The organism is Rathayibacter sp. VKM Ac-2929 (genome assembly GCF_022815495.1).
Lineage (GTDB): Bacteria > Actinomycetota > Actinomycetes > Actinomycetales > Microbacteriaceae > Rathayibacter > Rathayibacter festucae.
The window spans coordinates 80768-103676 of the sequence record NZ_JALGRV010000004.1 but is presented as its reverse complement, the minus strand read 5'-3'; the positions used below and the strand labels follow the sequence as shown (position 1 = coordinate 103676).

Here is a 22909-nt window from a genome sequence, read left to right as displayed (position 1 = left end):
AGCACCGAGTCGCTCACCGGCTCGAATCGAGCACCTGGCAGAATCGACGGATGCGCCGCTCGAGGATCCTCCTGCCCGCGACGCTCGCCTGGCTCGGCGTGATCGCGCTGATCACCCTCACGCCGGCGCCGTACCCGGCCGGACAGCCCTCGGCGCTCGTCCGCGGGATCATCGCGTTCCTCGCCTCCACGCCGCTGACCGCCTGGTTCACCTTCGATGTCGCCGAGTTCGTCGCCAACGTGCTGATGTTCGTGCCGCTCGGCGCGCTGGTCGCGCTGCAGCTGCCGCGGCGGCGCCGGCTGCTCGCCGCGCCGATCGGCCTCGGCGTCTCGATCCTGATCGAGACGATCCAGCTGCTCGCACTGCCCTCGCGCGTCGCGGACGTGCGCGACCTCGTCTCGAACGGCACCGGCGCGCTCCTCGGGGCGCTGCTGGTCGTCGTGCTCGCCCGTCTCCCGCTCCGCCCCCGGAAGGACCGCACCGCCCATGCCCGCTGACACCCTCGTCGTCCTCGGCCGCCCCTCGCTCGACACTCCGGCGCACGACGCAGGCTCCGCATCCGTGCTCGATGCGACCGGTCGGGGCGGGCTGGACGTCACCGACCTCGGCTTCACCCGCGGCGACGGGGTCTTCGAGACGATCAACCTCGTCGACGGACGGCTGCAGGCGCTCGACGCGCACCTCGACCGGTTGGAGACCTCGGCGCGGATGCTGGACCTGCCCCGCCCGGACCGCGCCGCCTGGCGGACGGCGATCGACGAGGCGGTCGCCGCCCACCCGCGGGTGCCCGAGGCGATGGTGAAGACGATCCTGAGCCGCGGGGTCGAGGGCGACGGACGGCCGACCGGCATCGTCTTCGTGCAGACGAGCCCGGACTTCGGGCCGGCCCGCCGGGACGGCGTGCGGGTGGTGCTGCTCGACCGCGGACTGCGCTCCGACGTGCAGCACACGTCGCCGTGGCTGCTCGCCGGCGCGAAGACGCTCTCCTACGCGGTCAACCGGGCGGCCTCGCGAGAGGCGCTGCGGCGCGGGGCGGACGACGCGCTGTTCGTCTCCAGCGACGGCTTCCTTCTGGAGGGGCCCACCTCGAACCTGGTGCTGCTCGCGGGCGGCGAGCTGGTCACTCCGCCGCCGAGCCTGGGGCTGCTGCCGGGGACGACGCAGGCGGACCTCTTCGCGCTCGCAGGCGGGCTCGGGCTCGGCACGGCGGAGCGCCCGCTGCGGGCCGAGGACCTCGCGGCGGCCGAGGCCGCCTGGCTGGTCTCCAGCGCGCGGAACGCCGCGCCGATCCGCGCGGTGGACGTGCAGGAGCGCCGCGTCGACCACGAGCTCACGGCCCGGATCAACGCGGCGCTCCTCGCGCGCTAGGGGCGGTCGCTCGGACCGGCCCGCTCAGGCGCGACCGCTCAGACCTGGTCCTCGATGTCGGCGGTGCCGTGGTGCATGAGACCGCCGCGGGTGTAGTCCAGGGCGGGGTCGGGGCTGCCCTGGACGCGCTCGTCGGCCGCCTCGTCGTTGATCACGGCGGTGACGATGCCGCGCCAGTCGGTGCCCTCGGCGACGGCCTCGTCGGAGCCGACACGGCGGGTGACGAAGACCGCCTCGCCCTCCTCCCCGCTGTGCGAGATGATCGCGAGGACGCCGACCGCGCGGCCCTCGGGGTGGCGGACCTGCCACTCCTCGTGGCCCGACGGGACCAGGGTGAACTCGAGTCCGGCGTGCGGGAAGGGGCTGTCGCGCAGCTCGGACGGCGAGCCGCTGTGCTCGGGCGCTCCGCGGGTGGGGACGCCCTCGCCGGTGTCCTCGCCGTAGCTGTGGTACGTGCTCATGGTGAACCTCCTCGGTCGGCGGCCGGTGGGGCCGCGGATCCCTCGTCGATGGGACCACCCCCATCATGGCTTCGTAGACTGGACGGATGCAGATCCCGGTGACCGGCTCCGTCCGCGTGGACGCCTGGCTGTGGGCGGTCCGCGTGTACAAGACGCGCTCGGCCGCCACGACGGCCGCCCGGGCCGGTCACGTCCGGGTGAACGGCGAGCGGGCCAAGGCCGCGCAGACCGTGAAGGTCGGCGACGAGGTCCGCGCCCGCATCGGCGGCTTCGACCGCGAGCTCGTGGTCCGCGGCCTGATCGTGAAGCGGGTCGGCGCGCCCGTCGCGGCCGAGTGCTTCGAGGACCGCACTCCCCCGCCGCCGCCGCGCGAGGCGGCCCCCGCGATCATCGAGCGCGACCGGGGCGCCGGCCGCCCGACCAAGCGCGATCGGCGCGAGATCGAGCGGCTCCGCGGCTTCTGACGGCCGGCTCCGCGCCTCAAGGAGCGAGCGCGCGTGCCCGCTCGAGGAGCTCCTCGGCGACCTCGTCGAGGAAGCGCTGCTGCAGGGCGTCGCCGACCTGGACGAAGGCGACGTCGGTGAAGCCGGCCTCGATGAAGGGGACGACGCTCTGGGCGAGCTCGTCGAGGTCGGGGCCGCAGGCGATCGACTCGGCGACGTCCTCCGGGCGCACGAACTGGCTGGCACCCGCGAAGCCGGCCGGGGTGGGCAGGTCGGCGTTGACGGACCAGCCGCCCGCGAACCAGCGGAACTGCTCGTGCGCCAGGGCGATCCCCTGCTCCTTGTCCGGCGCCCAGCAGATCGGGATCTGCCCGATCGAGCGCGACGGAGCGGCGTCGGCACCGCGGACGGCGGTCCACTGCGAGATCAGCTCGGCCTCGGGCTCGGTGGTGATCAGGTGGTCGCCGAGCGGGGCGAAGCGCTCGATCGACTTCTCGCCCGAGACGGCGAGGCCGATCGGCACGGGCTTGTCCGGGAGGTCCCAGATCCGGGCGGAGTCGACGCGGAAGTAGTCGCCCTCCCAGGTGACCAGCTCACCGGTGTGCAGGGCGCGGATGATGTGCACCGCCTCCTCGAGCATGTCCTGGCGCGCGGAGACGGCGGGCCAGCCCTCGCCGACCACGTGCTCGTTCAGGTTCTCGCCCGAGCCGAGGCCGAGGAGGAAGCGGTCGTCGGAGAGGATCGCGAGGGTCGCCGCCTTCTGCGCGATCACGGCGGGGTGGTAGCGGATGGTCGGCGCCGTGACGTAGGTGGCGAGCTCGATGGTCGAGGTCGCCTGCGCGACCGCACCGAGCATCGTCCAGGCGTAGGAGGCGTGCCCCTGCTCGGTCAGCCAGGGCGAGTAGTGATCGCTCGAGACCGCGAACTCGAAGCCGTGCCTCTCGGCATCGACCGCGTAGCTCACCAGCTGCTTCGGGCCGCTCTGCTCGGTCATCAGGGTGTAGCCGAATCGCACCATCGTCCGCCTCGTTCCGCTCGTCGTCGTCGCCGTGCCGGAGGGCAGGCGTCCATCGTTCGGCTCCATCGTCGGGCGGGGACGGGTGGCGCCGACAGCCCCTTGCCCGCCGGGCGGGGGCGGGCTAGCGGCGCCGTGCGTCAGACGAAGCGGACGCGGTTCTGGACGCGGGTGCGGACCTCGAAGGACTCGCCGTAGCCGCCGAGGCGCGGGTCGTCGGTGCCGGAGCGCAGCAGCTGCGGGAGGAGGGAGCGGCGGAGGAGCACGTCTCCCGCGTGGCGACCCCGCTCGACCTGCTCGTAGGGCTGCTCGAGGGCGTCGTCGGGGACGACGATCACGCTCGCGGAGAAGCGCACGCCGAGCTCGCGGCCGAGGCGGCGGGCGGCCTTCGAGAGCGAGGCGAGCGGCTTCTCGTCCTCGGCCAGGCCGGCACCCTCGACCTCGCCCTTGCGCAGGCGGACGGGCTCGCCCCAGTCGGCCGAGGTCAGGGCGAGGAGGCCGGACGGGCCGAGCACCAGATGGTCGATCTTGACTCCGCCGTCGCCGACCGCGACGTCGTTCCAGATCGTGAAGGCGATGCCGAGGGCGCCGACCAGGGAGGCCGTCGCCTCCTCCGCGTGGGCCTTGGCCAGCCAGGAGCGGACCTCGCGGGGGGCGGAGCGCACCAGCGCAGGATCGAAGGGGTCGTCGATCTCGACGCCGCGGCCGACCCACTCGCGGACGAGGCGGAGGTAGTACTCGCGAGCGGCGCCACCCGGGTGGCCGTAGGAACGGGCGCGCACAGAGGACGCCGTCTGCTGGCGGGGCGAGCCGGTGTACGGCGCGTGCGAGGAGGCTCCGGGGGCGGGCGCTCCGCGGTCGTAGTCGACGCGGGCGCCGGCGCTGCCGATCCGCTCCCAGGCGACCTGCACGGCGTGGAACGAGGCGGCGTCTCCCCCGGTGTCCGGGTGGGTCTCGCGCAGCAGGCGGCGGTAGGCGCGCTTGAGCTCGTCCTCCGACGCGCTCGCGGGGACGCCCAGCACCTCGTAGGGGGTGCGGGCGGCGTGGCTGTCTGGCATGTGCTTCCGGAGGGTCGGGGGCGGCGGATGAACGCCCGGTCTCCGAGCATATCGACGCCGCCCGGGCGCCCGGTGGGAGCGCGCAGGGCGCACGCTCCACGGCGCCCGGGTGCGGGTCGGCGTCCGGACTCGGGTCAGCGGTCGGCGAGCAGCTCGCGGACGCGCGGGATCACCCGGGTGCCGTAGAGCTCGATGTTCCGCATGATCGCGGCGTGCGGCAGGGTGCCGGCGCTGTACTTGAGGTCGAAGCGGTCGATCCCCAGGGCGCCGACGGTGTTCGCGATCTTCCGGGCGACCGTCTCGGGAGAGCCGAGGTGCAGCGCGCCCTCGGGGCCCGCCTCCTCGGCGAAGCGCTCGCGGGTGAGCGGGGCCCAGCCGCGCTCGCGGCCGATCGAGTCGAGCATGCCCTTGTAGTGGCCGAAGTACAGCTCGTGCGCCTCCTCGTCGGTGTCGGCGATGAAGCCGGGCGAGTGCACGGCGACGGGCAGGCGCGGCTGCTCGAGCTGGTCGAGGGCGCGGCCGAAGAGGTCGACGTAGGGGCGGAAGCGGGCGGGGGCGCCGCCGATGATCGCGAGGACCAGCGGGAAGCCGAAGCGCGCGGCGCGGACGACCGACTCGGGGCTGCCGCCAACGCCGATCCAGGTGCGCAGGCGGCGGTCGCCCTCCATCGTCGGGTAGACGCTCTGCTCGGTCAGGGCCGGGCGGACCGTGCCCTGCCAGGTGACCGGGCCGCCCTGCACGAGCTCGTGGAACAGCTCCAGCTTCTCCTCGAAGAGGACCTCGTACTGGGAGAGGTCGAGGCCGAAGAGCGGGAAGGACTCGGTGAAGGACCCGCGGCCGAGGATGACCTCGGCGCGGCCGTTCGAGAGCCCGTCGAGGGTGGCGAAGCGCTGGTAGACGCGCACGGGGTCGTCGGAGGAGAGGACGGTGACCGCGGAGCCGAGGTGGATGCGCTCGGTCCTCGCGGCGATCGCGGCGAGCACGACGTCCGGGGCGCTGACGGCGAAGTCGGCGCGGTGGTGCTCGCCGACGCCGAAGAAGTCGAGGCCGACCTCGTCGGCGAGGACGCCCTCCTCCACCACGTCGCGCAGGACCTGGCCGTGCGAGAGGAGCGTGCCGTCGGCCGCGGCCGTGACGTCGCCGAAGGTGTCGACACCGAACTTAATTTCATGCGTACTCATGGACTTTGCAACCTCCGAGGGTCGGGGACTATTCCGGCGGCGACGGCCGGCTCGCGGTAGGCCAGCCCCAGCGATGAGACGGTGTCGTGCGCGTTCAGGCCGCTGGGGTTGGGCAGCACCCAGAGCGGGGCGCCGGCGATCGGCTCGTCCTGCCGCCCCTGGCGCGCCTTGGTCCGCCCGAAGGCGGCGCGGTAGGCGGTGATGCCGACCATCGCGACGGCGGCGGGGCGGACGCGCTCGACGGTGCGGATCAGGCGCTCGGCGCCGGCGCGCAGCTCCTCCGGCGTGAGCTCGTCGGCGCGGGCGGTGGCGCGGGGTGCGAGGTTGGTGATGCCGACGCCGCGGTCGGCGAGGGCGCGGCGATCCTCGACGGTCATCCCGTCGGAGACGCGGAGCACGCGGTCGAGGATGCCGGCGGCGGCGAGGGCCGGGTAGAAGCGGTTGCCCGGGTGCGCGAAGTGCGCGCCGGTCGCGGCCGTCCAGAGCCCGGGGTTGATGCCGACGAAGAGGAGGCGGACGTCGCCGTCGAGCAGGTCCTCGACGGTGCGGTCGCGGTACGAGGCGAGCTCGGCGCGGGAGAACGGCATGCGGCCATCCTGCCGTGCGGGCCGCGCGGACGGTGGCAGCATGGGGGCATGACGAACGCATCGCAGGACCACCCGATTCAGCACGGCAGTGACGACGCAGCCCTGGACGAGAAGCTCCGCGGCATCCTGCTGCAGGTCGCCGGCGACGCCGAGCTCCGGCCCGAGGAGGACGTCGAGGCCCTGCTGCGCCAGCGCCTGCGCGACACCCGCATCGAGATCGCGGAGGAGCACATCGCCGGGCTCGCGCGGCGGATCCCCGGGCTGACGCAGCGCGGCGGCGGCGACCTGAGCCCCGGCGCGCACTGAGTCCCGGAGCGCACTGAGTCCCGGAGCGCGCTGAGCGCACCGCGTCACTCCGGCAGCGCCGGTCCCTTCCGGTGGTGGTCGAAGACCAGGCTCGTCCGGGTCGAGGCGACCGCCGGGTGCGCCGAGAGGTTCGACACCACGAAGTCGCGGATGTCGTTCGAGTGGCGCACGGCGACGTGGAGGAGGAAGTCCTCCGAGCCGCCGAGGAAGAACAGCTGCACGACCTCGGGCAGCGCGCGGATCTCCTCGGCGAACCGGGTGATCGCCTGCCGCTGACCGGCGCGGATGTTGACGCTGATCAGTGCCTGCAGGGTCAGCCCGAGGGCCGCGGGGTCGAGCTCGGCGGTGAAGCCGGTGATGATGCCGCGCTCGACGAGGGAGCGCACCCGCGAGACGCAGGTGGAGGGCGCGATGCCCGCCTGCTCGGCGAGGCGGCTGTTCGGGGTGCGGGCATCGGCGCGGAGCAGGCGGACGAGGGTCCGGTCGATCGGATCGAGGTCGCCGAGGTCGTGCAGATCCTGCGGTCTCATGGCGGCACGGCTCCCTCTGATCGCGGATCCTGCGGTGAACACTCCGATTCTCGACGATCCTGCGGATGTTCTCCCGTTCGAAACATGATCTTCGCACGATAGGGGCAGTCCACCGCGAAGGAGCAGTCATGCGCATCGGCATCCCCACCGAGATCAAGAACAACGAGAACCGGGTGGCGGCGACGCCCGCCGGAGTGCACGAGCTGGTGCGGCGCGGGCACGAGGTGCTGGTCGAGGCGGGCGCCGGGCTCGGCTCGCGGGTCTCGGACGAGGACTTCGCCGCCGCCGGCGCCCGGATCGTCGCGGGGCCGGACGAGGTCTGGGGCGAGGCCGACCTGGTGGTCAAGGTCAAGGAGCCGATCGAGGCGGAGTACCCACGGATGCGCTCCGGGCAGATCCTCTTCACCTACCTGCACCTCGCCGCCTCCCGCGCGTGCACCGATGCGCTGCTCGCCGCCGGCACCACCGCGATCGCCTACGAGACCGTGCAGCTGCCCGATCGCCACCTGCCCCTCCTCTCGCCGATGAGCGAGGTCGCCGGGCGGCTCTCGATCACCGTCGGCGGCTACCACCTGATGCGGGCGGCCGGCGGGCGAGGCACCCTCCTCGGCGGAGTGCCCGGGACGCCGAAGGCCAAGGTCGTCGTGATCGGCGGCGGCGTGGCCGGCGAGCACGCGGCGGCGAACGCGCTCGGCATGGGCGCCGACGTGACCGTGGTGGACCTGTCGATCCCCCGGCTGCGCGAGCTCGAGGCGCGCTTCGACGGGCGGATCCAGACGCGCGCGTCCTCGACGTACGAGATCGCGGCGCAGATGGCGGAGGCCGACCTGGTGATCGGATCGGTCCTGATCCCGGGTGCGCGGGCGCCGAAGCTCGTGACGGACGAGATGGTGGCGACGATGAAGCCGGGCTCGGTGCTGGTGGACATCGCGATCGACCAGGGCGGCTGCTTCGAGGGATCGCGGCCGACGACGCACGACGACCCGGTCTTCGCGGTGCACGACAGCGTCTACTACTGCGTCGCCAACATGCCCGGCGCGGTGCCGGAGACGTCGACGCGGGCGCTGACGAACGCGACGCTCCCCTACGTCGTCGCGCTGGCGGACCGCGGCTGGAAGGCGGCGCTCGCGGCGGATCCGGCGCTCGCGAAGGGGCTCAGCACGCACGACGGGCAGGTCGTGAACGCGGCGGTCGCCGCGGCGTTCGGGCTGCCGGCGGCGAGCCTCGAGGACCTGCTGGGCTAGGCGGCCGCGGTCAGCTCAGGCCGAGGGTCTCGACGATCTGCGCGATCTCGTCCTCGGGGGCGGCCGCGAGGTCGACGGTGACGTGCCGCTCGTCGTCGCCGAGCGGCTCCAGGGCCTCGAACTGCGAATCCAGCAGGGCGGGCGGCATGAAGTGGCCGGTGCGCGCGCCGAGGCGATCGGCGATCAGCTCGCGGGTGCCGGCGAGGTGCACGAAGACGAGGTCGTCGCGGCGGAGCACGTCGCGGTAGCGCCGCCGCAGGGCGGAGCAGGTGACGACGACGGAGTCGCCCCCGCTCACGAGGGCGTCCACGCGGGCCGCGATCGTCGCCAGCCAGGGGGCGCGGTCCTCGTCGTCGAGCGGGACGCCCTCGGCCATCTTCGCGACGTTCGCGGCGGGGTGGAGCTCGTCGCCCTCGACGAAGGTCCAGCCGAGGCGGTCGGCCAGCAGGGTGGCGATCGTGGACTTGCCGCTGCCGGAGACGCCCATCACGACGAGGGCGCGGACGGGAGTGGCGGAGGGACTGGCCGATGCGGTCATGACCTCGATTATGTCCGACGAATAGCTGGTCGGGCGAGGCGAGCGCCGGAATACTGGGGGCATGGACGGACCGCGCTCGCTGCACGAGGCGGTGCTCGACGAGCTCGGGTCGCAGATCGTGCAGGGCGCACTGGCGCCCGGGAGCGCCTTCAGCGCGGACGAGCGGGCGGAGCGCCGCGGGGTCTCCCGCTCGGTGATGCGCGAGGCGGTGCGCGTGCTGGAGTCGCTCGGGCTGGTGGTCTCGCGGCGGCGGGCGGGGACGCGGGTGCAGCCGCCGGAGTGCTGGAACGCGCTGGATCCGCGGGTGATCGGCTGGAGCCTCGACGGGCCGGACCGGCAGACGCAGCTGCACCGGCTGAGCCAGCTGCGCCTCGGCGTGGAGCCGCTGGCGGCGCGGCTCGCGGCGGAGCACGCGACGGCCGGGCAGCGGATCGCGCTCGCCGAGGCGGCGGGCGGGATGTCCGGGCACGCTCGGGCGGCCGATCAGGCGGCCTACCTCGCCGCCGACGTCGTCTTCCACCGGACGCTGCTGGCGGCGTCGGGGAATCCGATGCTCGCGCAGCTCGGCGACCTCGTCGCGGAGGTGCTCGCCGGGCGCACGCGGCACGCGCTGATGCCGCGCGAGGCGGACTCGGAGGCGGTGGGGCTGCACCGGTCGGTCGCCGCCGCGGTGGCCGAGGGCGACGGCGAGGCGGCGGAGGCGGCGATGCGCGCGATCGTCGAGGAGGCGGACCGGGCGGTGCAGGCGGGGTGAGGGCGGGTCGTGGCGGGCGGGTCTCGATACGCCCTGCGGGCTACTCGACCAGCATGCAGGGCAGGCGGCTCCCGACGGGGCGGGTCTCGATACGCCCTGCGGGCTACTCGACCAGCAGGGGTCGGGCTGCTCGAGCAGCCTGGCTCGGGCTGGTCGACCGGCGTGACTCGGGTGCTCGACCGGAGGGGGCGGTCGGGCTGCGAATGGGGTGGGGCGGGTTGCTGTGCGGGCCGGCGGGGCGCACAGTGGAGGGATGGCCGAGGGATACTCCTCCGCGCAGGTGCGGGCCGCCGAGGCGCCGCATCTGGCGCGTCGAGAGCCGCTGATGCAGCGGGCAGCGGACGGGCTCGCGCGGGAGCTGCGGGCCGCGCTCAGCACGCGCCGGGACCGGCGCGGCGCGGGCAGCGTGCTCGTGCTGGTCGGGCCGGGGAACAACGGCGGGGACGCCCTGTACGCGGCGGCCGAGATATCCTCCTCCGGCAGCGACGTGTCGCTCGTGCTGACCGCGGACCGGGCGCACCAGCGCGGACTCGCCGTCGCGCTGGACGACGGCTGCGGCCGCGTCGCGGCCGACGACCCGGCCGCCCTCGCGGCCGCCGTCGCCCGCGCGGACGTGATCGTGGACGGCATCCTCGGCATCGGCACGGCGGAGCCGGCGCTGCGCGGGCGGCCGCGCGAGGTGGTGGCGACGGTGATCGAGGCGCTCGGACGACGCGAGGACGCGCCCGTCGTGGTCGCCGTCGATCTACCGAGCGGCATCGGGCCCGACGACGGCGCGGTACCGGACGAGACCGTCCTGCCCGCCGACGTGACCGTGACCTTCGGGGCGATCAAGGCGGGGCTGCTCCTCGAGCCGGCGCGCTCCTACGTCGGGCGGATCCGGCTCGTGGACATCGGGCTCGGGCCCGACCTCGCCGGGGTCGAGCCGATCGTCAGGACGTAGAGATTCGGCCTACGCCTGCGCGCCGCGGGTGAGCAGGTGCGCCCGCTCGGGGTGCTGGTCGAACCACTGTCCGACGTACCAGCACATCGGCACGATGCTGCGGCCGCTCGTCGCCTCGATGTCGTCGACGGCGAAGGCGACCAGCTCGCCGGCCAGCCCCTGGCCGCGGTGCGGCGGCGAGGTGAAGGAGCGCACGAGCGAGACGCTCTCGTCGTTCTCGTGGAAGTCGAGGACGCCGACGAGCGCCCCGTCCTGGTGCAGCTCGTAGCGGGACGCGTGGTCCGCCCGGCGGAAGTCCTTGGCCATCTCCCCAGGGTAGGCCGCTCGCGCTCCGCACGGCCGGGGTGGTCAGGATCCGTCGCCGAGCAGATCGCCGTCGACGTAGTACCAGCGGCCGTCCTCGCGGAGGAAGCGGCTGCGCTCGTGCACCAGCCCCGGCCCCTCGGACGAGCGGTAGGAGGCGCGGAACTCGACGAGCCCCTCCGCGTCGTCCTCGCCGCCGAAGGAGGTGTCGACGATCTGCAGGCGCCGCCAGCGGACGTCGTCGTCGAGGTCGACGCGCTTCGGGCGGGTGGACGGGTGCCAGCTGGACAGCAGGTAGCCGGCGCTGCCGAGGACGTTCGCGCTGTAGCGGCTGCGCATCAGGCGCTCCGCGGTCGGCGAGGGCGTCTCGCCGAGGTGGGCGGGGCGGCAGCAGTCGGCGTAGTGGCGGCGGCTTCCGCACGGGCAGGCGTCGGCGGGGTGCATCCGGACAGTCTCGCAGGGCGCGGGCGCGCCGGATCGCTCTATTCCCCCGCTACCGCAGACCCCGCCAGCAGGGACACCGCGAGCAGCGCTCCCGTCGGCCCGGGTCCGACGGCGTGCAGGGTGACCTCGACGACGCCGTCCTCACCCGTCGACGGGGTGATCTCGTACTCCACCTCGACGGCGTCGTCGAGCGTCCGGACGGCGAGCGGCTCGCCGAGCGGGCGGCCGTCGATCCGGAGCTCGTGCTCGCCGCCGCCGTCGCGGTCGCGCAGCAGGACGCGGAGCACGGCGGCGCGCCGCGACGGATCGACGAGGGTGTAGCCGAACCAGCCGTCCGGGCCCTCGGCGCTGCGCCAGTGCACGCCGTCGGCGCCGCCCGCACGGCTGCGGTGCCCGACGAAGGCGTGGTCCGACTCGGGCTGCTGCTCGCCCGCGGTCACGGAGTCGATCACCGCGGCTGCGGAGGCGGCCTCGCGGTCGAGCGCGGCGAGCTCGGCCCAGCGCGCGGCGGCGTCGGAGCCGGTGGGCCAGTAGAGCGTGTAGCGGCTGTCGTGCAGTGCGGAGAAGGGCTCGAGGCGGACCGGACCGGCGTCGGTGCGGAGCTCCGCGGTCAGGGTCGCGCGGTCGAGGAGGGCGACGGCGCCGACTCCCCCGGTGACGACCGGGGTCGCGGCGAGGTCGCGGAGCGGGCCCGAGGCGACGTGCGCCATCCGCCGGCCGTCGGCGATCAGGCCGTCGAGGTCGGCGTCGTCGGTCCGCGCCGCGAGCACGACCGGGCCGTAGGAGAACGCCGACCAGGCGGAGCCGTCGGGAAGCGGCTCGGCGCGGAAGCCGAGCGCGAAGACGATCCGGATCTCGTGGCGGCCGGGCTCCAGGACGGCGGTGCGGACGAAGCCCTCGACGGCCGCGGTGTCGAGCGCTGCGCCGTCGACCGTCACGGTCATCGACTCCGCCCACGACGGCCGGCGGAGCCGCACGGCGCCGGCGCGCTCCAGGTCCACGGTGATGGTCACGTCGTCCGCCTGCGGGAAGGCGGTGTCGATCCGCGCGCGCAGCCCGTGCTCCGGGGCGTCGAGGGTCGAGGGCAGGTAGAGGGCGATCAGCAGGTCGTCGCCGGTCTGCGCATGGTCACCGTCGCGCGACTCGTCGCCGACGAGGGCGTAGACCAGCTCGCCGTAGCGGGCGTGGTTCTCGAGCCCGGTGCCGACGCAGCACCACATCCCCTCGTGCGGCGCCGAGTAGACCCGGTAGTGCGCGGGGCGCAGCGGCGTGAAGTAGACGAAGCCGCCGTCGGGGTGCTGCGAGGAGAGCAGGTGGTTGTACTGCGCGCGTTCGACGTAGTCGAGGTAGCGCTCCTCGCCGCCCGCCTCGAAGAGGACACCGCTCAGCTCGATCATGTTGGCGGTGTTGCAGGTCTCGGGGCCCTCGCGGTCGAGGATCATCGACGTGAAGTCGCTCGCGCGGTGGAAGTGCTCGCGCACGCTGTTGCCGCCGATCGCGACGGTGCGCTCGCCGGTGACCCGCTCCCAGAAGAAGCGCGCGGCCGGCAGCTGCTCGCCGCCGAGGCGCGCGTAGCCGACCGCCTTCGGGATCTGGGTGTTCGCGTGCAGCCCGTCGAGCGCGTCGCGCCGCTCGAGCATCGGGTCGAGCAGCGCGCGGTGCGAGAAGCGCGCGGCCTCGGCGCGGTACGCGGCGGCGCGCTCGGAGTCGCCGGGGTCCGCGGCGGCCACCTGCTCCGCGAGATCGGCGAACGCCTCGTTCATCCCGCCGAACTCGGCGTGCAGCATCGCCTCGAAGGCGTCGTCGTCGAGCCCGGCGGAGACGCCGAGCCACCAGTCCGCGAACCGCACGGCCATCGCGAGCGCCCGCTCCGAGCCGCCGGCGGACGCGGCGTCGAGCAGGCCCGAGAGCGTCTTGTGCAGGTTGTACAGCGGCACCCAGCGGCCGTTGAGGGTGAAGAGGTCGGCGTCGACCTCGCCGCGGGCGAGCTCCTCCCCCAGTGCGCGCCCGCCGGGGACGCCGCCGAGGTAGCCGGTGCCGACCGCGTCCTGGGCCCGCTCGAATCCGTCGAGCAGGGTCTCCATCCGCTCGCGCGCGGCGGCGTCGCCTGTGGCCGCGAGCATCAGCGCGCTCGCCGAGAGGGCGTGACCGCCCACGTGCCCGTCCAGCCCGTCCGACTCCCAGTTGCCGTAGCCCTCCCCCGCGGGCAGGCCGGCCTCGCGCAGGAACGGCGCGAGCAGGCGGTCGGGGTCGAGCGCGAGGAGGTAGCGCAGGCCCGTGGTCTGGGCGTCGGCGAAGGCGCTCGGCAGCAGGCGGACGGAGCGCAGCGGGAAGCGGCGAACGGGGCGGACGGCGGGGACGGTGCGGGGCAACGGGAGACCTCTCAGCCCTTGACGGCGCCCGCGACGAGACCGCGGACGTAGTACTTCTGGATGGCGGCGTAGAGCAGCAGGCACGGGATCATCAGCAGCACCGCGCCGGCGATGACGTAGCCGAAGTCGGTCTGGCCGAAGGCGCCGGAGGAGATGTTCTGGATGGCGACCGGCAGCGTGAAGAGGTCCTGCCGGGTGAGGAAGGTCAGCGCGCCGAGGAAGTCGCTCCAGGCGCCGAGGAAGGCGAAGAGGAAGACCGTGGCGACCCCCGGGACGATCATCGGCCGCAGCACCGAGAAGAGGATGCGGAACGGCCCGGCCCCGTCGATCCGCGCGGCCTCGGTCACCTCGCGCGGGATCTGCGCGAAGGAGTTGCGCATCAGGAACACCCCGAACGGCAGGTTGAAGGTGAGGTAGAAGAGGATGATCCCCAGGTGCGTGTCGGTCAGGCCGAGCGCGTTCATCTCGAGGAAGAGCGGGGTGAGCACCGCCTGGAACGGGACCATCATCGTCAGCAGGATCAGGCCGAAGGCGACGTTGGAGCCGCGGAACGGGAAGAGCACCAGGGCGTAGGCGGCGAGGGTGGTCACGACCACGCTGAGCACGGCGGTGCCGAGCGCGATGATCAGCGAGTTGACGATGTAGGTCCCCGCGCCGATCGAGCCGAGCAGGCCGGTGTAGTTGTCGAGCGTGAGGTTCGAGAAGGACTGCTCGGCGGCGGGCGCGACGATCTGCGCGCCGGGCTGGAACGAGCGCAGGATCGACCAGGCGACCGGCGCGACGAACGCGACCGAGACCAGCGTACCGAGCACGACGTAGAGGACGGTGCGGAGCCGGGTGGCGGGGGTGCTGCGGCGACGGGCCGGCACCGGGGCGGCGGCGGGCGCCGGCGGGCGGGTGGGCGTCGGAGTGCGAGGGGGCATCAGTCGTCCTTCATCACGCGGAACTGGAGCAGCGTCAGCGCGGCCGCGATGACGACGACCACGAACGACAGCGCGGTCGCGTAGCCGACCTGCAGATCGCCGAAGGCCTTGTTGTAGACGTAGAGCATCACGGTGAGGGTGCCGGTGCCCGGCCCGCCGCCGGTGATCACGTAGAACTGGGTGAAGGCGAGGATCGCGCCGACGAAGCCCAGCACGCTGAGCAGCCCGAGGTAGCGCTTCACCAGCGGCACCGTCACCAGGAACTCCTGCTTCCACCGGCCCGCGCCGTCGATCGCCGCGGACTCGTAGAGGGCGTCGTCGATGCCCTGCATGCCCGACATCAGGACGATCATCGTGAAGCCGGAGCCGACGTAGGCGCCGAGGAGGACGATCAGCGTCGTCGCGCTCGTCGCGTCGAGCAGCCAGGCGGTGGGCGCGTCGGTGAGGCCCAGGGCCATCAGCACCTGGTCGAGCGCGCCGCTGTCGGGGCGGAACTCGAGCAGGGCGACGAAGCTCAGCGAGGTGAGGCCGATGACGTAGGGCACGAAGACGGCGGTGCGGATGATCCCCGCCCCGCGACGGTTCGAGCGCACCAGCACGGCGAGCAGGTAGCCGACGACGATGCCGAGCAGCGTCGAGACGACGGCGAAGCCGAGCGTGTAGAGCACGGACGCCCAGAACGTGGTGTCCGAGAAGGCGGTCGCGTAGTTGTCGAACCCGACGAAGCCGACGGTGCCGACCAGCGGCCAGTCCGTCACCGAGATCACCACCGCGAAGATCAGCGGTACGACGACGAAGACGACGACGAGCACGAGGGCGGGCAGGATCATCAGGAGCCCGGTGCGGGCGTCCTTCTCTCCGAGGGCGACGCTCATGCCTGGTTCACCTCCAGGACGCGGGCCGTCTCCTCCTGGCCGCGGTCGAGGACCGCGTCGAGGTCGTCGTCGCCGAAGACCGCGCCGCGGAACATCGCGAGCCACGGGGACTGCACGGTGTTGGTGAGCTGGGTGTACAGGGTGGTCGGGGCGGCGAAGCCCTCGTTCATCCGCTCCATCCCGGGGACCATCAGCGGGAAGTCGTCGACGAAGCCGGTCTCGAGCACGTCGTCGCGCACCGGGTACCAGCCGAGCGCGGCGAGCTCGGACTGCTGCTCCAGCTCGGTGACGAAGCGCATGAAGTCCCAGGCCGCCTCGGGGTTCCGCGCGCCGCGCGGGATCGAGAGCACCGCGCCGCCGGAGAACTGCGAGACGCCGCCGTCGGGGCCGGGGAACGCGCTGACGCCGAGGTCACCGAGGAACTCGGGGGTGGCTCCGCCGACGATCAGATCGTAGGAGCCGGGGAAGAGGCCGACGGTGCCGTCGAGGAAGTCCTTGCCCCAGGCCGTGCCGCTGTCGGCCGAGGCGCCGGGCTGGGCGAGGCCCTCCTGCTCGAAGGTGCGGTAGAGCTCCAGGGTGCGCCGCAGCGGCTCGTTGCCCGCGACGGTCGCGCTCTGGCGGCCGACGACGCCGTCGTAGAAGGGGCTCTCGTCGGCCCAGAAGTGCGGCTGGATCACGTAGCCGAGGATGCCGGCGGAGTTGCCGGGGAAGGTCACCCCGGAGACGCCGTCGAGCCGCCGGAGCGCCCGGGCGTGGGTCAGGTACTGGTCGAAGTCGGTCGGTCCCTGCTCCGGGTCGAGGCCGGCCTGCTCGTAGAGGCGCTTGTTCCAGAACAGCTGCGAGACGTTGGAGAGGGCGGGCAGGCCGTAGACCTTGCCGTCGTAGGAGGCGACGTCGAGCAGCGGCCGGTTGAGGCGGTCGGCGTAGGGCAGCGCCTGGATCAGCGGGGTCAGGTCGGTCAGCGCCTCGCGGGAGCTGAAGACCGGCGTGGTGACCGAGTCGGGAGCGACGACGTCGGGCACGGCGTCCGCGCGGATCGCCGTGGCGAGCTTGGTGACCATCTGCCCCTCGGGCAGCACAGTCAGCTCGACCCGGACCGCGCTCTGCGCCGCGTGGTACTTCTCGACGATCAGCTGGGCCGGCGTGAAGGCGACGCTGCGGCACCAGAATCGGATCGTGCCGCTCGGGGCGGCGGCGAACGAGGGCGCGGAGACGTCGGCCTCGGGCAGCACGGCGGAGCAGCCGGTCAGGCCGAGCGCGGCCGCCAGGCCCGCACCGCCGAGGGCGAGCGCGCGCCGGCGGGTCAGGTCGGGCAGGTGCGGGTCGAGCAGGCGGAGAGGAGAGTGCATCGTCGGTCCCTCGTCGTTCGGTCGGTGCGGGCGGTCGGGTGCGTGCGGGCGGGTGCGCGGCGGGTGGGCGCCGGATCAGGTGGAGTCGCGGACGATCAGCTGGCAGGGGTGCGCCTCGATCCCGGCGCGGGGGCGGCCGTCGATGGCCTCGAGCGCGCGGGCGCCGGCCGCCCGGCCGAGCTCCTCGAGGTTCATGTCGACCGTGGTGAGCGCGGGACGGGAGTTCATCGCCGCGGCGGCCCAGTTGTCGAAGCCGACGATCGCGACGTCGTGCGGGACGCTCACGCCGGCCTCGCGGAGGCCGTCGGCGACGCCGCGGGCGATCTCGTCGCTGCCGCAGAGCACCGCGTCGACCGGCTCGACCCGCTGGCGCAGCATCTGCGCGGCCTGGCGGCCCCAGGTCTCGGTCCAGTTGCCGTAGAGCGAGCGGTCGCCGACCAGGCGCAGGCCGAAGGAGGGCGCGTGCTCCTGGACCGCCTCGGCGCGGATCCGGGCGGAGTAGTCGAGGCGGGGCCCGGCGACGTAGGCGATGTCGCGGCGGCCGAGCGCGGCGACGTGCTCGAGGGCGAGCAGGATGCCCTGGGTCTGGTCGACGACGACCGACATGTCGGCCGGGTCGTCGGAGGAGCCCATCACGTAGACGATCGGCACGCTGGTCGCCGGCAGCGCCGGGCGCGGACCGGTGAGGTTGGTCATCACGACGATCGCGTCGACGCCGCGGGCGGCGAGGATCTCGACGCAGTGCCGCTCGCGGACCCGGTCGCCGCGGGAGTTGCTGAGCAGCACCGAGGCCTGCTCGGCGGGGAAGGCGTCCTCGAGGCCCCACATCACCGGGATGCTGAAGCGGCCGATGTCGTCGGAGGTCACCAGCCCGATGGTGAGCACCCGCTGCTGGGGCGCCAGCCCGCTCGCGGCGGCCGGCAGCGCGAAGCCGAGCTCGGCGGCGGCGGCGAGGATCCGCCCGCGGGTGTCGCCGCTCAGCTGGCCGCGGTTGTTCAGCGCCTTCGAGACGGTGCCGACCGAGACGCCGGTCGCCGCGGCGACGTCGCTGAGGGTGACGCGGCGGGCGGGGAAGCTCATCGGGGTCGTCCTCTTCTCGTCGTCGAGAGCGCGGGTGCGCGTGACGGCCACGGTAGCTTGCGGTAACTTTCCGCGTCAAGGCAAACCTTGCCGTGTCTTGCGGCGAGGGACGCGGAGGTGTGCATCCCCTCCACGTCCGCGGCTCCGGGTTGAGACGGGCCGGGGATCTCGGCATCGTGGCTCCCTCATCGATCACGGACGGAAGGAACGACCCGATGCTCACGCTCACCGACAACGCCAGCACCGTCGTCAAGACCATCACCGGTCAGACCGAGACCCCCGTCGAGGGCGGACTCCGCATCAGCGGCGACGACCTCGACGCCCGCAACTTCGCCGTCGCCGTCGCGCCGGCCCCGGAGACCACCGATGCGGTCGTGGAGCAGGACGGCGCGCGGGTCTTCCTCGACGTCGCCGCCTCTGTGGCCCTCGGCGACAAGGTGCTCGACGCGCAGGTGGACGAGGGCGGCTCCGTCACCTTCGGCATCACGCCGCAGGGCTGACGCTCAGCCGCTCGAACGACGGAGGCCGCCCTCCCGCTGCTGCGGGGAGGGCGGCCTCCGTCGTTCCGGGCGGCTCAGGACAGGACGTCGCGGGTGGTGAAGCGCGCGATCGCCAGCGAGCCGAAGACGGCGACGTAGGCGAGCTGCAGGAGCGCGTTCTCGCCGAACGAGCTCCAGGCGATCGGGTCGCGGAGCAGGTCGGCGAAGTCGAACCAGCGGTCGGTGAACAGGAACGGGTGGAGGGCGTCGAGCTGCGAGAGCGAGCCGACGATCTGCGCCGCGATCGAGACGACGACGGTCGCGGCCATCGCGCCGACCGGGACGTCGGTGAGCGTCGAGACGAACAGGCCGATCGCCGCGAGGCCGACCAGCGAGAGCGCCGCGTAGACCGCGATCGCGAGCGCGCGGCCGATGGCGTCCGCGAGCGGGACGGTCGTCCCCGAGAGCAGGGTGACCGGGCCGGCCGGGAAGAGCGCCAGGCCGATCAGGATGCCGACGACCATCACGGTCAGCGCCGCGGCGAGGCAGAACGCGATCGCGGCGGCGAACTTGACCGCGAGCAGCCGGATCCGGCCAACCGGGCTGACCAGCAGGTAGCGCAGGGTGCCGAGCGACGCCTCCCCCGCGATCGCGTCCCCCGCGACGACGCCGACGGTCAGCGGCAGGAAGAGCGGGACGGCGACCGTGATCGCCGCGAAGCCGGTGAAGAGGCCGTTGCCGGCGATCGCGCCGACGAAGGAGGGCCCGCCGCCGTCACCGCCGGACAGCCGGACGGCGACCGCCAGCAGGATCGGGATGGCCGCGAGGGCGGCGAGCAGCGCCCAGGTGCGGCGGCGTCGGAAGAGCAGCGCCAGCTCGGAGGCGAGGAGCGAGCCGATGCCGATGCTCCGGCGCGGACGGGCGGGGGCGGCGGAGTTGGTGGCAGCGGCGGCCGCAGTGGTCTCAGCGCTCGACATCGAAGCCCTCCCCGGTGAGCTGGACGAAGCGCTCCTCGAGCGAGGGGCGGCGGACGGAGAAGCCGCGCACGCGGACTCCCGCGGTGACGAGGGACGCGACCACGGACTCCGGGGCGGCGGTCGTCGGCATCGCGGCGACGACCAGCGGCGGATCGATCGGGTGCTCGGCGGGGACGAGCCGCGGCGCGAGTCCCAGTTCGACGAGGGCGCGCTGGGCGTCGACCACATCGGGCGTGAGCAGCTCGAGGGAGGCCGCGTCGCCGCGGAGCTCGTCGAGCCCGCCCTGCGCGACGAGGCGGCCGGTGCGCATCACGGCGGCGTGGGTGCAGAGCTGCTCGATCTCGGCGAGCAGGTGGCTGGAGACGAGGACCGTCGTGCCGTCGGCGTTGAGACTGCGCACGAGCGAGCGGACCTCGCGGGTGCCCTGCGGGTCGAGCCCGTTGGTCGGCTCGTCCAGGACGATCAGGTCGCGCGGCGACAGCAGGGCGACGGCGATGCCGAGGCGCTGCTTCATCCCGAGCGAGTAGGAGCCGACCTTCTTGCCCGCTGCGGCGGACAGGCCGACGCGGGCGAGCGCCTCCTCCGCCCGGCTGTCGCGGCTGCGCGCGGAGGTGCCGGCCTCGGCCGCGTCGAAGCGGCGGAGGTTCGCGCGGCCGGAGAGGAACGGGTAGAAGCCGGGCCCCTCGACGAGCGCGCCGACCCGCGGCAGCACCTCGGCGGCGCCGCGCGGCATCGCCGTGCCGAGGACGGTGATGTCGCCCTCGGTCGGCGCGGCCAGGGCGAGGAGCATCCGGATGGTCGTGGTCTTCCCCGAGCCGTTGGGCCCGAGGAAGCCGAAGACGGCGCCGCGCGGGACGGCGAGGTCGAGACCCGACACCGCCTCCTGGCGCCCGAAGCGCTTGGTGAGGCCCCGGGTCTCGACCGCGAGCTCGCCGGTCGTCACCGACCGGCGGCGGCGGTCAGCGCGTCGACCGGGACGGCGCCCGCGAGGACGCGTCCGTCGTCGGTGAAGAGGACCGTGAACAGCGCGGACGAGAGCACCCGGCCGCCGTCGACGGCCGTGGTCACGGCGTTCAGCTGGGCGAGCGACTCGGCGTCACCGGCCGGCAGCTCGACGATCGAGCCCCACCCGGTGCCGGTGGTGGTGACGCCGGAGTCCCCCTCGGGCGCGGCCGGGACGTCGGTGGCGTCGGTGGAGGGGTCCTGCTCGTGCGTCGGTGCGGCCTTCTCGGTGACCTCCGCGCCGACGGGCGGCGTGAAGGAGAACATCGCGGCGTCGGGCGCCGAGACGTCGAGGCTCGTGTAGGCGACGCTGAAGGCGGGCGCGGTGCCGCCGACGGGAGTGACGGCCACGCCGAGGGGCAGGCCGGTCTCGCCGTCGATCGAGACGGTGACCGAGCCGACGAGGGTGCTGCTGTCGCGCGGAGTGAGCACGAGCTCGTAGGCGTCACGGCCGGCGACGCGGACGTCGGAGCCGACGGCGACGGTGGTCGTCGGGTCGATCGCGGCGAGCAGCTGCTCGGCGATCGAGGACGGGGTCGGGATCTCGCCGGCGGGAGCCTCGGTCGGCGGAGCGGCCGTGTCGCCGGCGGGCGGCAGCAGGTGGGTCGCGGAGTTCTCGGCGGAGTCGTAGATCCAGACGCCGTCGGCCTTCGTCGCGACGACGTCGCGCTCGGCGAGGCGGTCGAGGACCTGCAGGCGCGCGCCGTGCTCGGCGTCGACGAAGACACGGGCCTGGTGAGAGCCGGTCGCGAGCTCCATCAGCGCGCTCGTCGCCGAGGCGTCGTCCGAGCCCTGCGCACCGGAGCCGGTGCTGCCGAGAGCGGAGAGGTCGGGGAGCCCGAGGGCGGAGGTCTGCTGGACCTCGCCCGAGAAGGCGGTGGTGTCGCTCTCGGCGACGAAGGTCAGGAGGTCGGCGGCGGACTTCTCCGGGAGGTCCCCGGCCGCGCTCGCGGACAGGGGCAGGGTGACGGCCGCGGCGACGACGACCAGGGGGACGGCGGCGGCGGGGACCCAGCGCTTCCAAGAGGTGCTCATAGTCGTCGACGCTACGCCTCGAATCGGCGCGCCGCCTCCGAGTGGGGCGCCGTCACGGCGGACCGTCAGGCGATGCGGTCGGCCGAGACGACGACGTTGTCGACGTAGTGGCCGTAGGAGTCGTCGAACACTCCCCCGCAGGTGATCAGGCGCAGCTGCGGAGTCGGGCTCGGGCCGTAGACGTCCTCGGTCGGGAAGTCCTCCTTGGGCACCGAGACGGAGCCGGTGACGGAGAAGGTGCGCGTGCTGCCGTCCGACAGGATCACGTCGACCGTGTCGCCGGGGACGAGGGCCGTGAGGTCCAGGAAGACGCCGGGGCCGATCCGCGAGTCCACGTGCCCCGCGATGACGGAGGGGCCGATGTCGCCGGGGACGACGCCGTCCCGGTACCAGCCGGCCTCGTCGACCTGGACGGGCGGCTGGATCCAGCCGGTGTCGTCGCGGGTCAGCGACTCGAGGGTGGAGTCGACGCCGATCGCGGGGATCACGACGCGGACCGGGGTGACCGCCGAGCGCGCGGGAGCGGCGGCGGCGACCGGGTTCTGCAGCGCGCCCGCGTCACCCGGGGACGGGGTGGCCGGCGCCGTGGTGGCGGGGGCGGAGGAGGAGGAGGAGGAGGCGGACGTCGCCGCGGGGGCGGCCTCCTCCCCCGCGGTGGCGCAGCCGGCCAGGAGCAGGAGCGCCGCGAGGGCGGCTCCCGCTCCGGCGAGGCGGCGCATCAGCTCGCTCGGCCGGTGCCGACCGAGGAGCGGCGCGCGATCAGGGCGAGGGCACCGGCGACCGCGGCGAAGACGCCGAGGACCGAGAGCACGCCGAGGAGTCCGTCGACGAGCGGCGCGGCGGCGGACGTGGTGGAGGCGACGTGCACGGCGGTGGCGCCGCCTCCGGTCTGGATGCCGCCCGTGGGCAGGTCGCCGATGGCGGCCGAGTCGAGCACGGGCGAGACGACGAGGCCGTTCGAGGCGTCGTCGAGGACGAAGAGCGAGGCGACGGAGCCGGGCGCGAGGTCGAGGTCGGCCGTCGCGGTCACGGCACCGGCCGAGAGGTCGAGGCTCCACGGGCCGGCGGGGACGCTGGTGTAGCCGGTGGCGGTGCCCTGGGCGGCGCCGGTCGCGAGCAGCGTGCCGGTCGTCGTGGCGACGTCCACCTGGCTCGCGGTGGTCGAGGCCTGGACGACGCGGACCCGGGCCTGGCCGTCGGCGGGCGGGGTGAGGTCGTCGGTGAAGACCGTGGTGCGCAGTACGGCGTTGCGGCCGAGGGCGGCGACGGTCAGCGGGGTGCCGGCCGAGACGTCGACGGACTGCTCGATGACGGGGGCGGTGCCCTCGGGGGCGTCGGAGGGGACCATCGCGACGACGTAGGTGCCCGGCTGTAGCGTCCAGTAGGGCGAGACCGCGCCGTAGGCCACGCCGTCGAGCTCGAAGCTCGCCCCGCCGCCGCCGAGGGCGGTCAGAGTGACGTCGACCGACTTGGTGTCCGGCGAGAGGTGCGCGACTCGCACCCAGCCGGTGGCCGGCGGCGCCTCGGCCGCCGAGGCGGGCGCGGCACCGAGGGCGGCGAGCGCGGACACCGCGGCGAGGGCGAGCGCGGCGCGCGCGAGACGGAGGGGGCGGATCGGGTTCATGGCGGGTCCTTCGGGTGG

At 74.0% G+C, this 22909-nt stretch carries 27 protein-coding genes; 8 read left to right on the top strand and 19 right to left on the bottom strand.

The annotated features are described in order from the left end of the window. Positions 1-50: 50 nt before the first annotated feature. Together MT355_RS13060 and MT355_RS13055 are read left to right on the top strand one after the other, a co-directional pair. Positions 51-497: a VanZ family protein gene (locus MT355_RS13060; RefSeq protein WP_243599879.1), complete on the top strand. Its 447-nt coding sequence runs from the start codon at positions 51-53 to the stop codon at positions 495-497. Then, positions 487-1368: an aminotransferase class IV gene (locus MT355_RS13055; RefSeq protein WP_243599878.1), complete on the top strand. Its 882-nt coding sequence runs from the start codon at positions 487-489 to the stop codon at positions 1366-1368. The genes MT355_RS13060 and MT355_RS13055 overlap by 11 nt, the downstream gene beginning before the upstream one ends. A gap of 38 nt (positions 1369-1406) precedes the next feature. Here MT355_RS13055 and MT355_RS13050 read toward each other — a convergent pair whose 3' ends face one another. Beyond that, positions 1407-1829, bottom strand: coding sequence for a hypothetical protein (locus tag MT355_RS13050; RefSeq protein WP_243599877.1), 423 nt, complete (start codon positions 1827-1829; stop codon positions 1407-1409). 86 nt (positions 1830-1915) lie between these two features. Here MT355_RS13050 and MT355_RS13045 point away from each other — a divergent pair, with 86 nt between their 5' ends. Further along, a complete protein-coding gene (locus MT355_RS13045) occupies positions 1916-2293 on the top strand; it encodes an RNA-binding S4 domain-containing protein (RefSeq protein WP_123446113.1) in 378 nt (125 codons plus the stop codon). Positions 2294-2309: 16 nt separating this feature from the next. Here the strand turns inward: MT355_RS13045 and MT355_RS13040 are convergent, their stop codons facing one another. From MT355_RS13040 to MT355_RS13025, 4 genes are all read right to left on the bottom strand, one after another. After that, positions 2310-3290 (bottom strand): TIGR03557 family F420-dependent LLM class oxidoreductase, encoded by a 981-nt coding sequence (locus MT355_RS13040; protein WP_243599876.1) that lies wholly within the window; start codon positions 3288-3290, stop codon positions 2310-2312. 137 nt (positions 3291-3427) lie between these two features. Further along, positions 3428-4345, bottom strand: a complete 918-nt coding sequence (locus tag MT355_RS13035; RefSeq protein ID WP_123735909.1) for a J domain-containing protein — start codon at positions 4343-4345, stop codon at positions 3428-3430. A gap of 134 nt (positions 4346-4479) precedes the next feature. Then, positions 4480-5526: an LLM class flavin-dependent oxidoreductase gene (locus MT355_RS13030; RefSeq protein ID WP_243599875.1), complete on the bottom strand. Its 1047-nt coding sequence runs from the start codon at positions 5524-5526 to the stop codon at positions 4480-4482. Then, positions 5523-6113, bottom strand: a complete 591-nt coding sequence (locus tag MT355_RS13025; RefSeq protein ID WP_243599874.1) for a mismatch-specific DNA-glycosylase — start codon at positions 6111-6113, stop codon at positions 5523-5525. The genes MT355_RS13030 and MT355_RS13025 overlap by 4 nt, the downstream gene beginning before the upstream one ends. Positions 6114-6161: 48 nt before the next feature. On the opposite strand from MT355_RS13025, the gene MT355_RS13020 reads away from it, so the two are divergent. Further along, the gene (locus tag MT355_RS13020; RefSeq protein ID WP_243599873.1) at positions 6162-6419 is read left to right on the top strand and encodes a hypothetical protein; all 258 of its coding nucleotides are present in this window, start codon (positions 6162-6164) and stop codon (positions 6417-6419) included. Positions 6420-6463: 44 nt separating this feature from the next. Here the strand turns inward: MT355_RS13020 and MT355_RS13015 are convergent, their stop codons facing one another. After that, positions 6464-6949 carry an Lrp/AsnC family transcriptional regulator gene (locus MT355_RS13015; RefSeq protein WP_243599872.1) on the bottom strand — a complete coding sequence of 162 codons (486 nt, stop codon included), beginning with the start codon at positions 6947-6949 and terminating at the stop codon, positions 6464-6466. Positions 6950-7077: 128 nt separating this feature from the next. On the opposite strand from MT355_RS13015, the gene ald reads away from it, so the two are divergent. Beyond that, positions 7078-8193, top strand: coding sequence for an alanine dehydrogenase (gene ald, locus MT355_RS13010; RefSeq protein ID WP_243599871.1), 1116 nt, complete (start codon positions 7078-7080; stop codon positions 8191-8193). A 10-nt stretch (positions 8194-8203) separates the two neighbouring features. On the opposite strand, the gene MT355_RS13005 is transcribed toward ald, so the two are convergent. Next, positions 8204-8731, bottom strand: coding sequence for a gluconokinase (locus MT355_RS13005; protein WP_243599870.1), 528 nt, complete (start codon positions 8729-8731; stop codon positions 8204-8206). 61 nt (positions 8732-8792) lie between these two features. On the opposite strand from MT355_RS13005, the gene MT355_RS13000 reads away from it, so the two are divergent. Continuing rightward, positions 8793-9485, top strand: coding sequence for a FadR/GntR family transcriptional regulator (locus MT355_RS13000; RefSeq protein WP_243599869.1), 693 nt, complete (start codon positions 8793-8795; stop codon positions 9483-9485). Positions 9486-9738: 253 nt separating this feature from the next. Further along, complete coding sequence (locus MT355_RS12995; RefSeq protein WP_123735915.1) at positions 9739-10428, top strand: NAD(P)H-hydrate epimerase; 690 nt, start codon at positions 9739-9741, stop codon at positions 10426-10428. Positions 10429-10437: 9 nt separating this feature from the next. On the opposite strand, the gene MT355_RS12990 is transcribed toward MT355_RS12995, so the two are convergent. The 7 genes from MT355_RS12990 to MT355_RS12960 form a co-directional block, all read right to left on the bottom strand. Further along, positions 10438-10734 carry a GNAT family N-acetyltransferase gene (locus MT355_RS12990; RefSeq protein ID WP_123706542.1) on the bottom strand — a complete coding sequence of 99 codons (297 nt, stop codon included), beginning with the start codon at positions 10732-10734 and terminating at the stop codon, positions 10438-10440. 42 nt (positions 10735-10776) lie between these two features. Beyond that, on the bottom strand, positions 10777-11175 hold the full coding sequence (locus MT355_RS12985) for a YchJ family protein (RefSeq protein ID WP_123446101.1): 399 nt from the start codon (positions 11173-11175) through the stop codon (positions 10777-10779). Between the two features lie 38 nt (positions 11176-11213). Further along, entirely contained in the window at positions 11214-13547 is a 2334-nt protein-coding gene (locus tag MT355_RS12980) for a beta-L-arabinofuranosidase domain-containing protein (RefSeq protein ID WP_243599868.1), read from the bottom strand. An 11-nt stretch (positions 13548-13558) separates the two neighbouring features. Then, positions 13559-14470 (bottom strand): carbohydrate ABC transporter permease, encoded by a 912-nt coding sequence (locus MT355_RS12975; protein WP_243599867.1) that lies wholly within the window; start codon positions 14468-14470, stop codon positions 13559-13561. Next, entirely contained in the window at positions 14470-15345 is an 876-nt protein-coding gene (locus MT355_RS12970) for a carbohydrate ABC transporter permease (RefSeq protein ID WP_243599866.1), read from the bottom strand. The genes MT355_RS12975 and MT355_RS12970 overlap by 1 nt, the downstream gene beginning before the upstream one ends. Then, the gene (locus MT355_RS12965) at positions 15342-16694 is read right to left on the bottom strand and encodes an ABC transporter substrate-binding protein (protein WP_243599865.1); all 1353 of its coding nucleotides are present in this window, start codon (positions 16692-16694) and stop codon (positions 15342-15344) included. The genes MT355_RS12970 and MT355_RS12965 overlap by 4 nt, the downstream gene beginning before the upstream one ends. Positions 16695-16769: 75 nt before the next feature. After that, positions 16770-17774, bottom strand: a complete 1005-nt coding sequence (locus MT355_RS12960; protein ID WP_243599864.1) for a LacI family DNA-binding transcriptional regulator — start codon at positions 17772-17774, stop codon at positions 16770-16772. A 215-nt stretch (positions 17775-17989) separates the two neighbouring features. Between MT355_RS12960 and MT355_RS12955 the strand changes: the two genes are divergently transcribed. Continuing rightward, complete coding sequence (locus MT355_RS12955) at positions 17990-18274, top strand: hypothetical protein (RefSeq protein WP_123446096.1); 285 nt, start codon at positions 17990-17992, stop codon at positions 18272-18274. 74 nt (positions 18275-18348) lie between these two features. On the opposite strand, the gene MT355_RS12950 is transcribed toward MT355_RS12955, so the two are convergent. The 5 genes from MT355_RS12950 to MT355_RS12930 all read right to left on the bottom strand — a co-directional run bounded on the left by MT355_RS12950 (position 18349) and on the right by MT355_RS12930 (position 22891). Next, positions 18349-19230 carry an ABC transporter permease gene (locus MT355_RS12950; protein ID WP_243599863.1) on the bottom strand — a complete coding sequence of 294 codons (882 nt, stop codon included), beginning with the start codon at positions 19228-19230 and terminating at the stop codon, positions 18349-18351. Beyond that, positions 19217-20173 (bottom strand): ABC transporter ATP-binding protein, encoded by a 957-nt coding sequence (locus MT355_RS12945; RefSeq protein WP_123446094.1) that lies wholly within the window; start codon positions 20171-20173, stop codon positions 19217-19219. Before MT355_RS12945 ends, MT355_RS12950 begins: the two co-directional genes overlap by 14 nt. Beyond that, a complete protein-coding gene (locus tag MT355_RS12940; protein WP_243600291.1) occupies positions 20170-21267 on the bottom strand; it encodes a hypothetical protein in 1098 nt (365 codons plus the stop codon). Before MT355_RS12940 ends, MT355_RS12945 begins: the two co-directional genes overlap by 4 nt. A gap of 65 nt (positions 21268-21332) precedes the next feature. Continuing rightward, entirely contained in the window at positions 21333-21986 is a 654-nt protein-coding gene (locus MT355_RS12935; RefSeq protein WP_243599862.1) for a class F sortase, read from the bottom strand. Further along, complete coding sequence (locus MT355_RS12930) at positions 21986-22891, bottom strand: DUF4397 domain-containing protein (RefSeq protein ID WP_243599861.1); 906 nt, start codon at positions 22889-22891, stop codon at positions 21986-21988. Before MT355_RS12930 ends, MT355_RS12935 begins: the two co-directional genes overlap by 1 nt. Between the last annotated feature and the right edge of the window lie 18 nt (positions 22892-22909).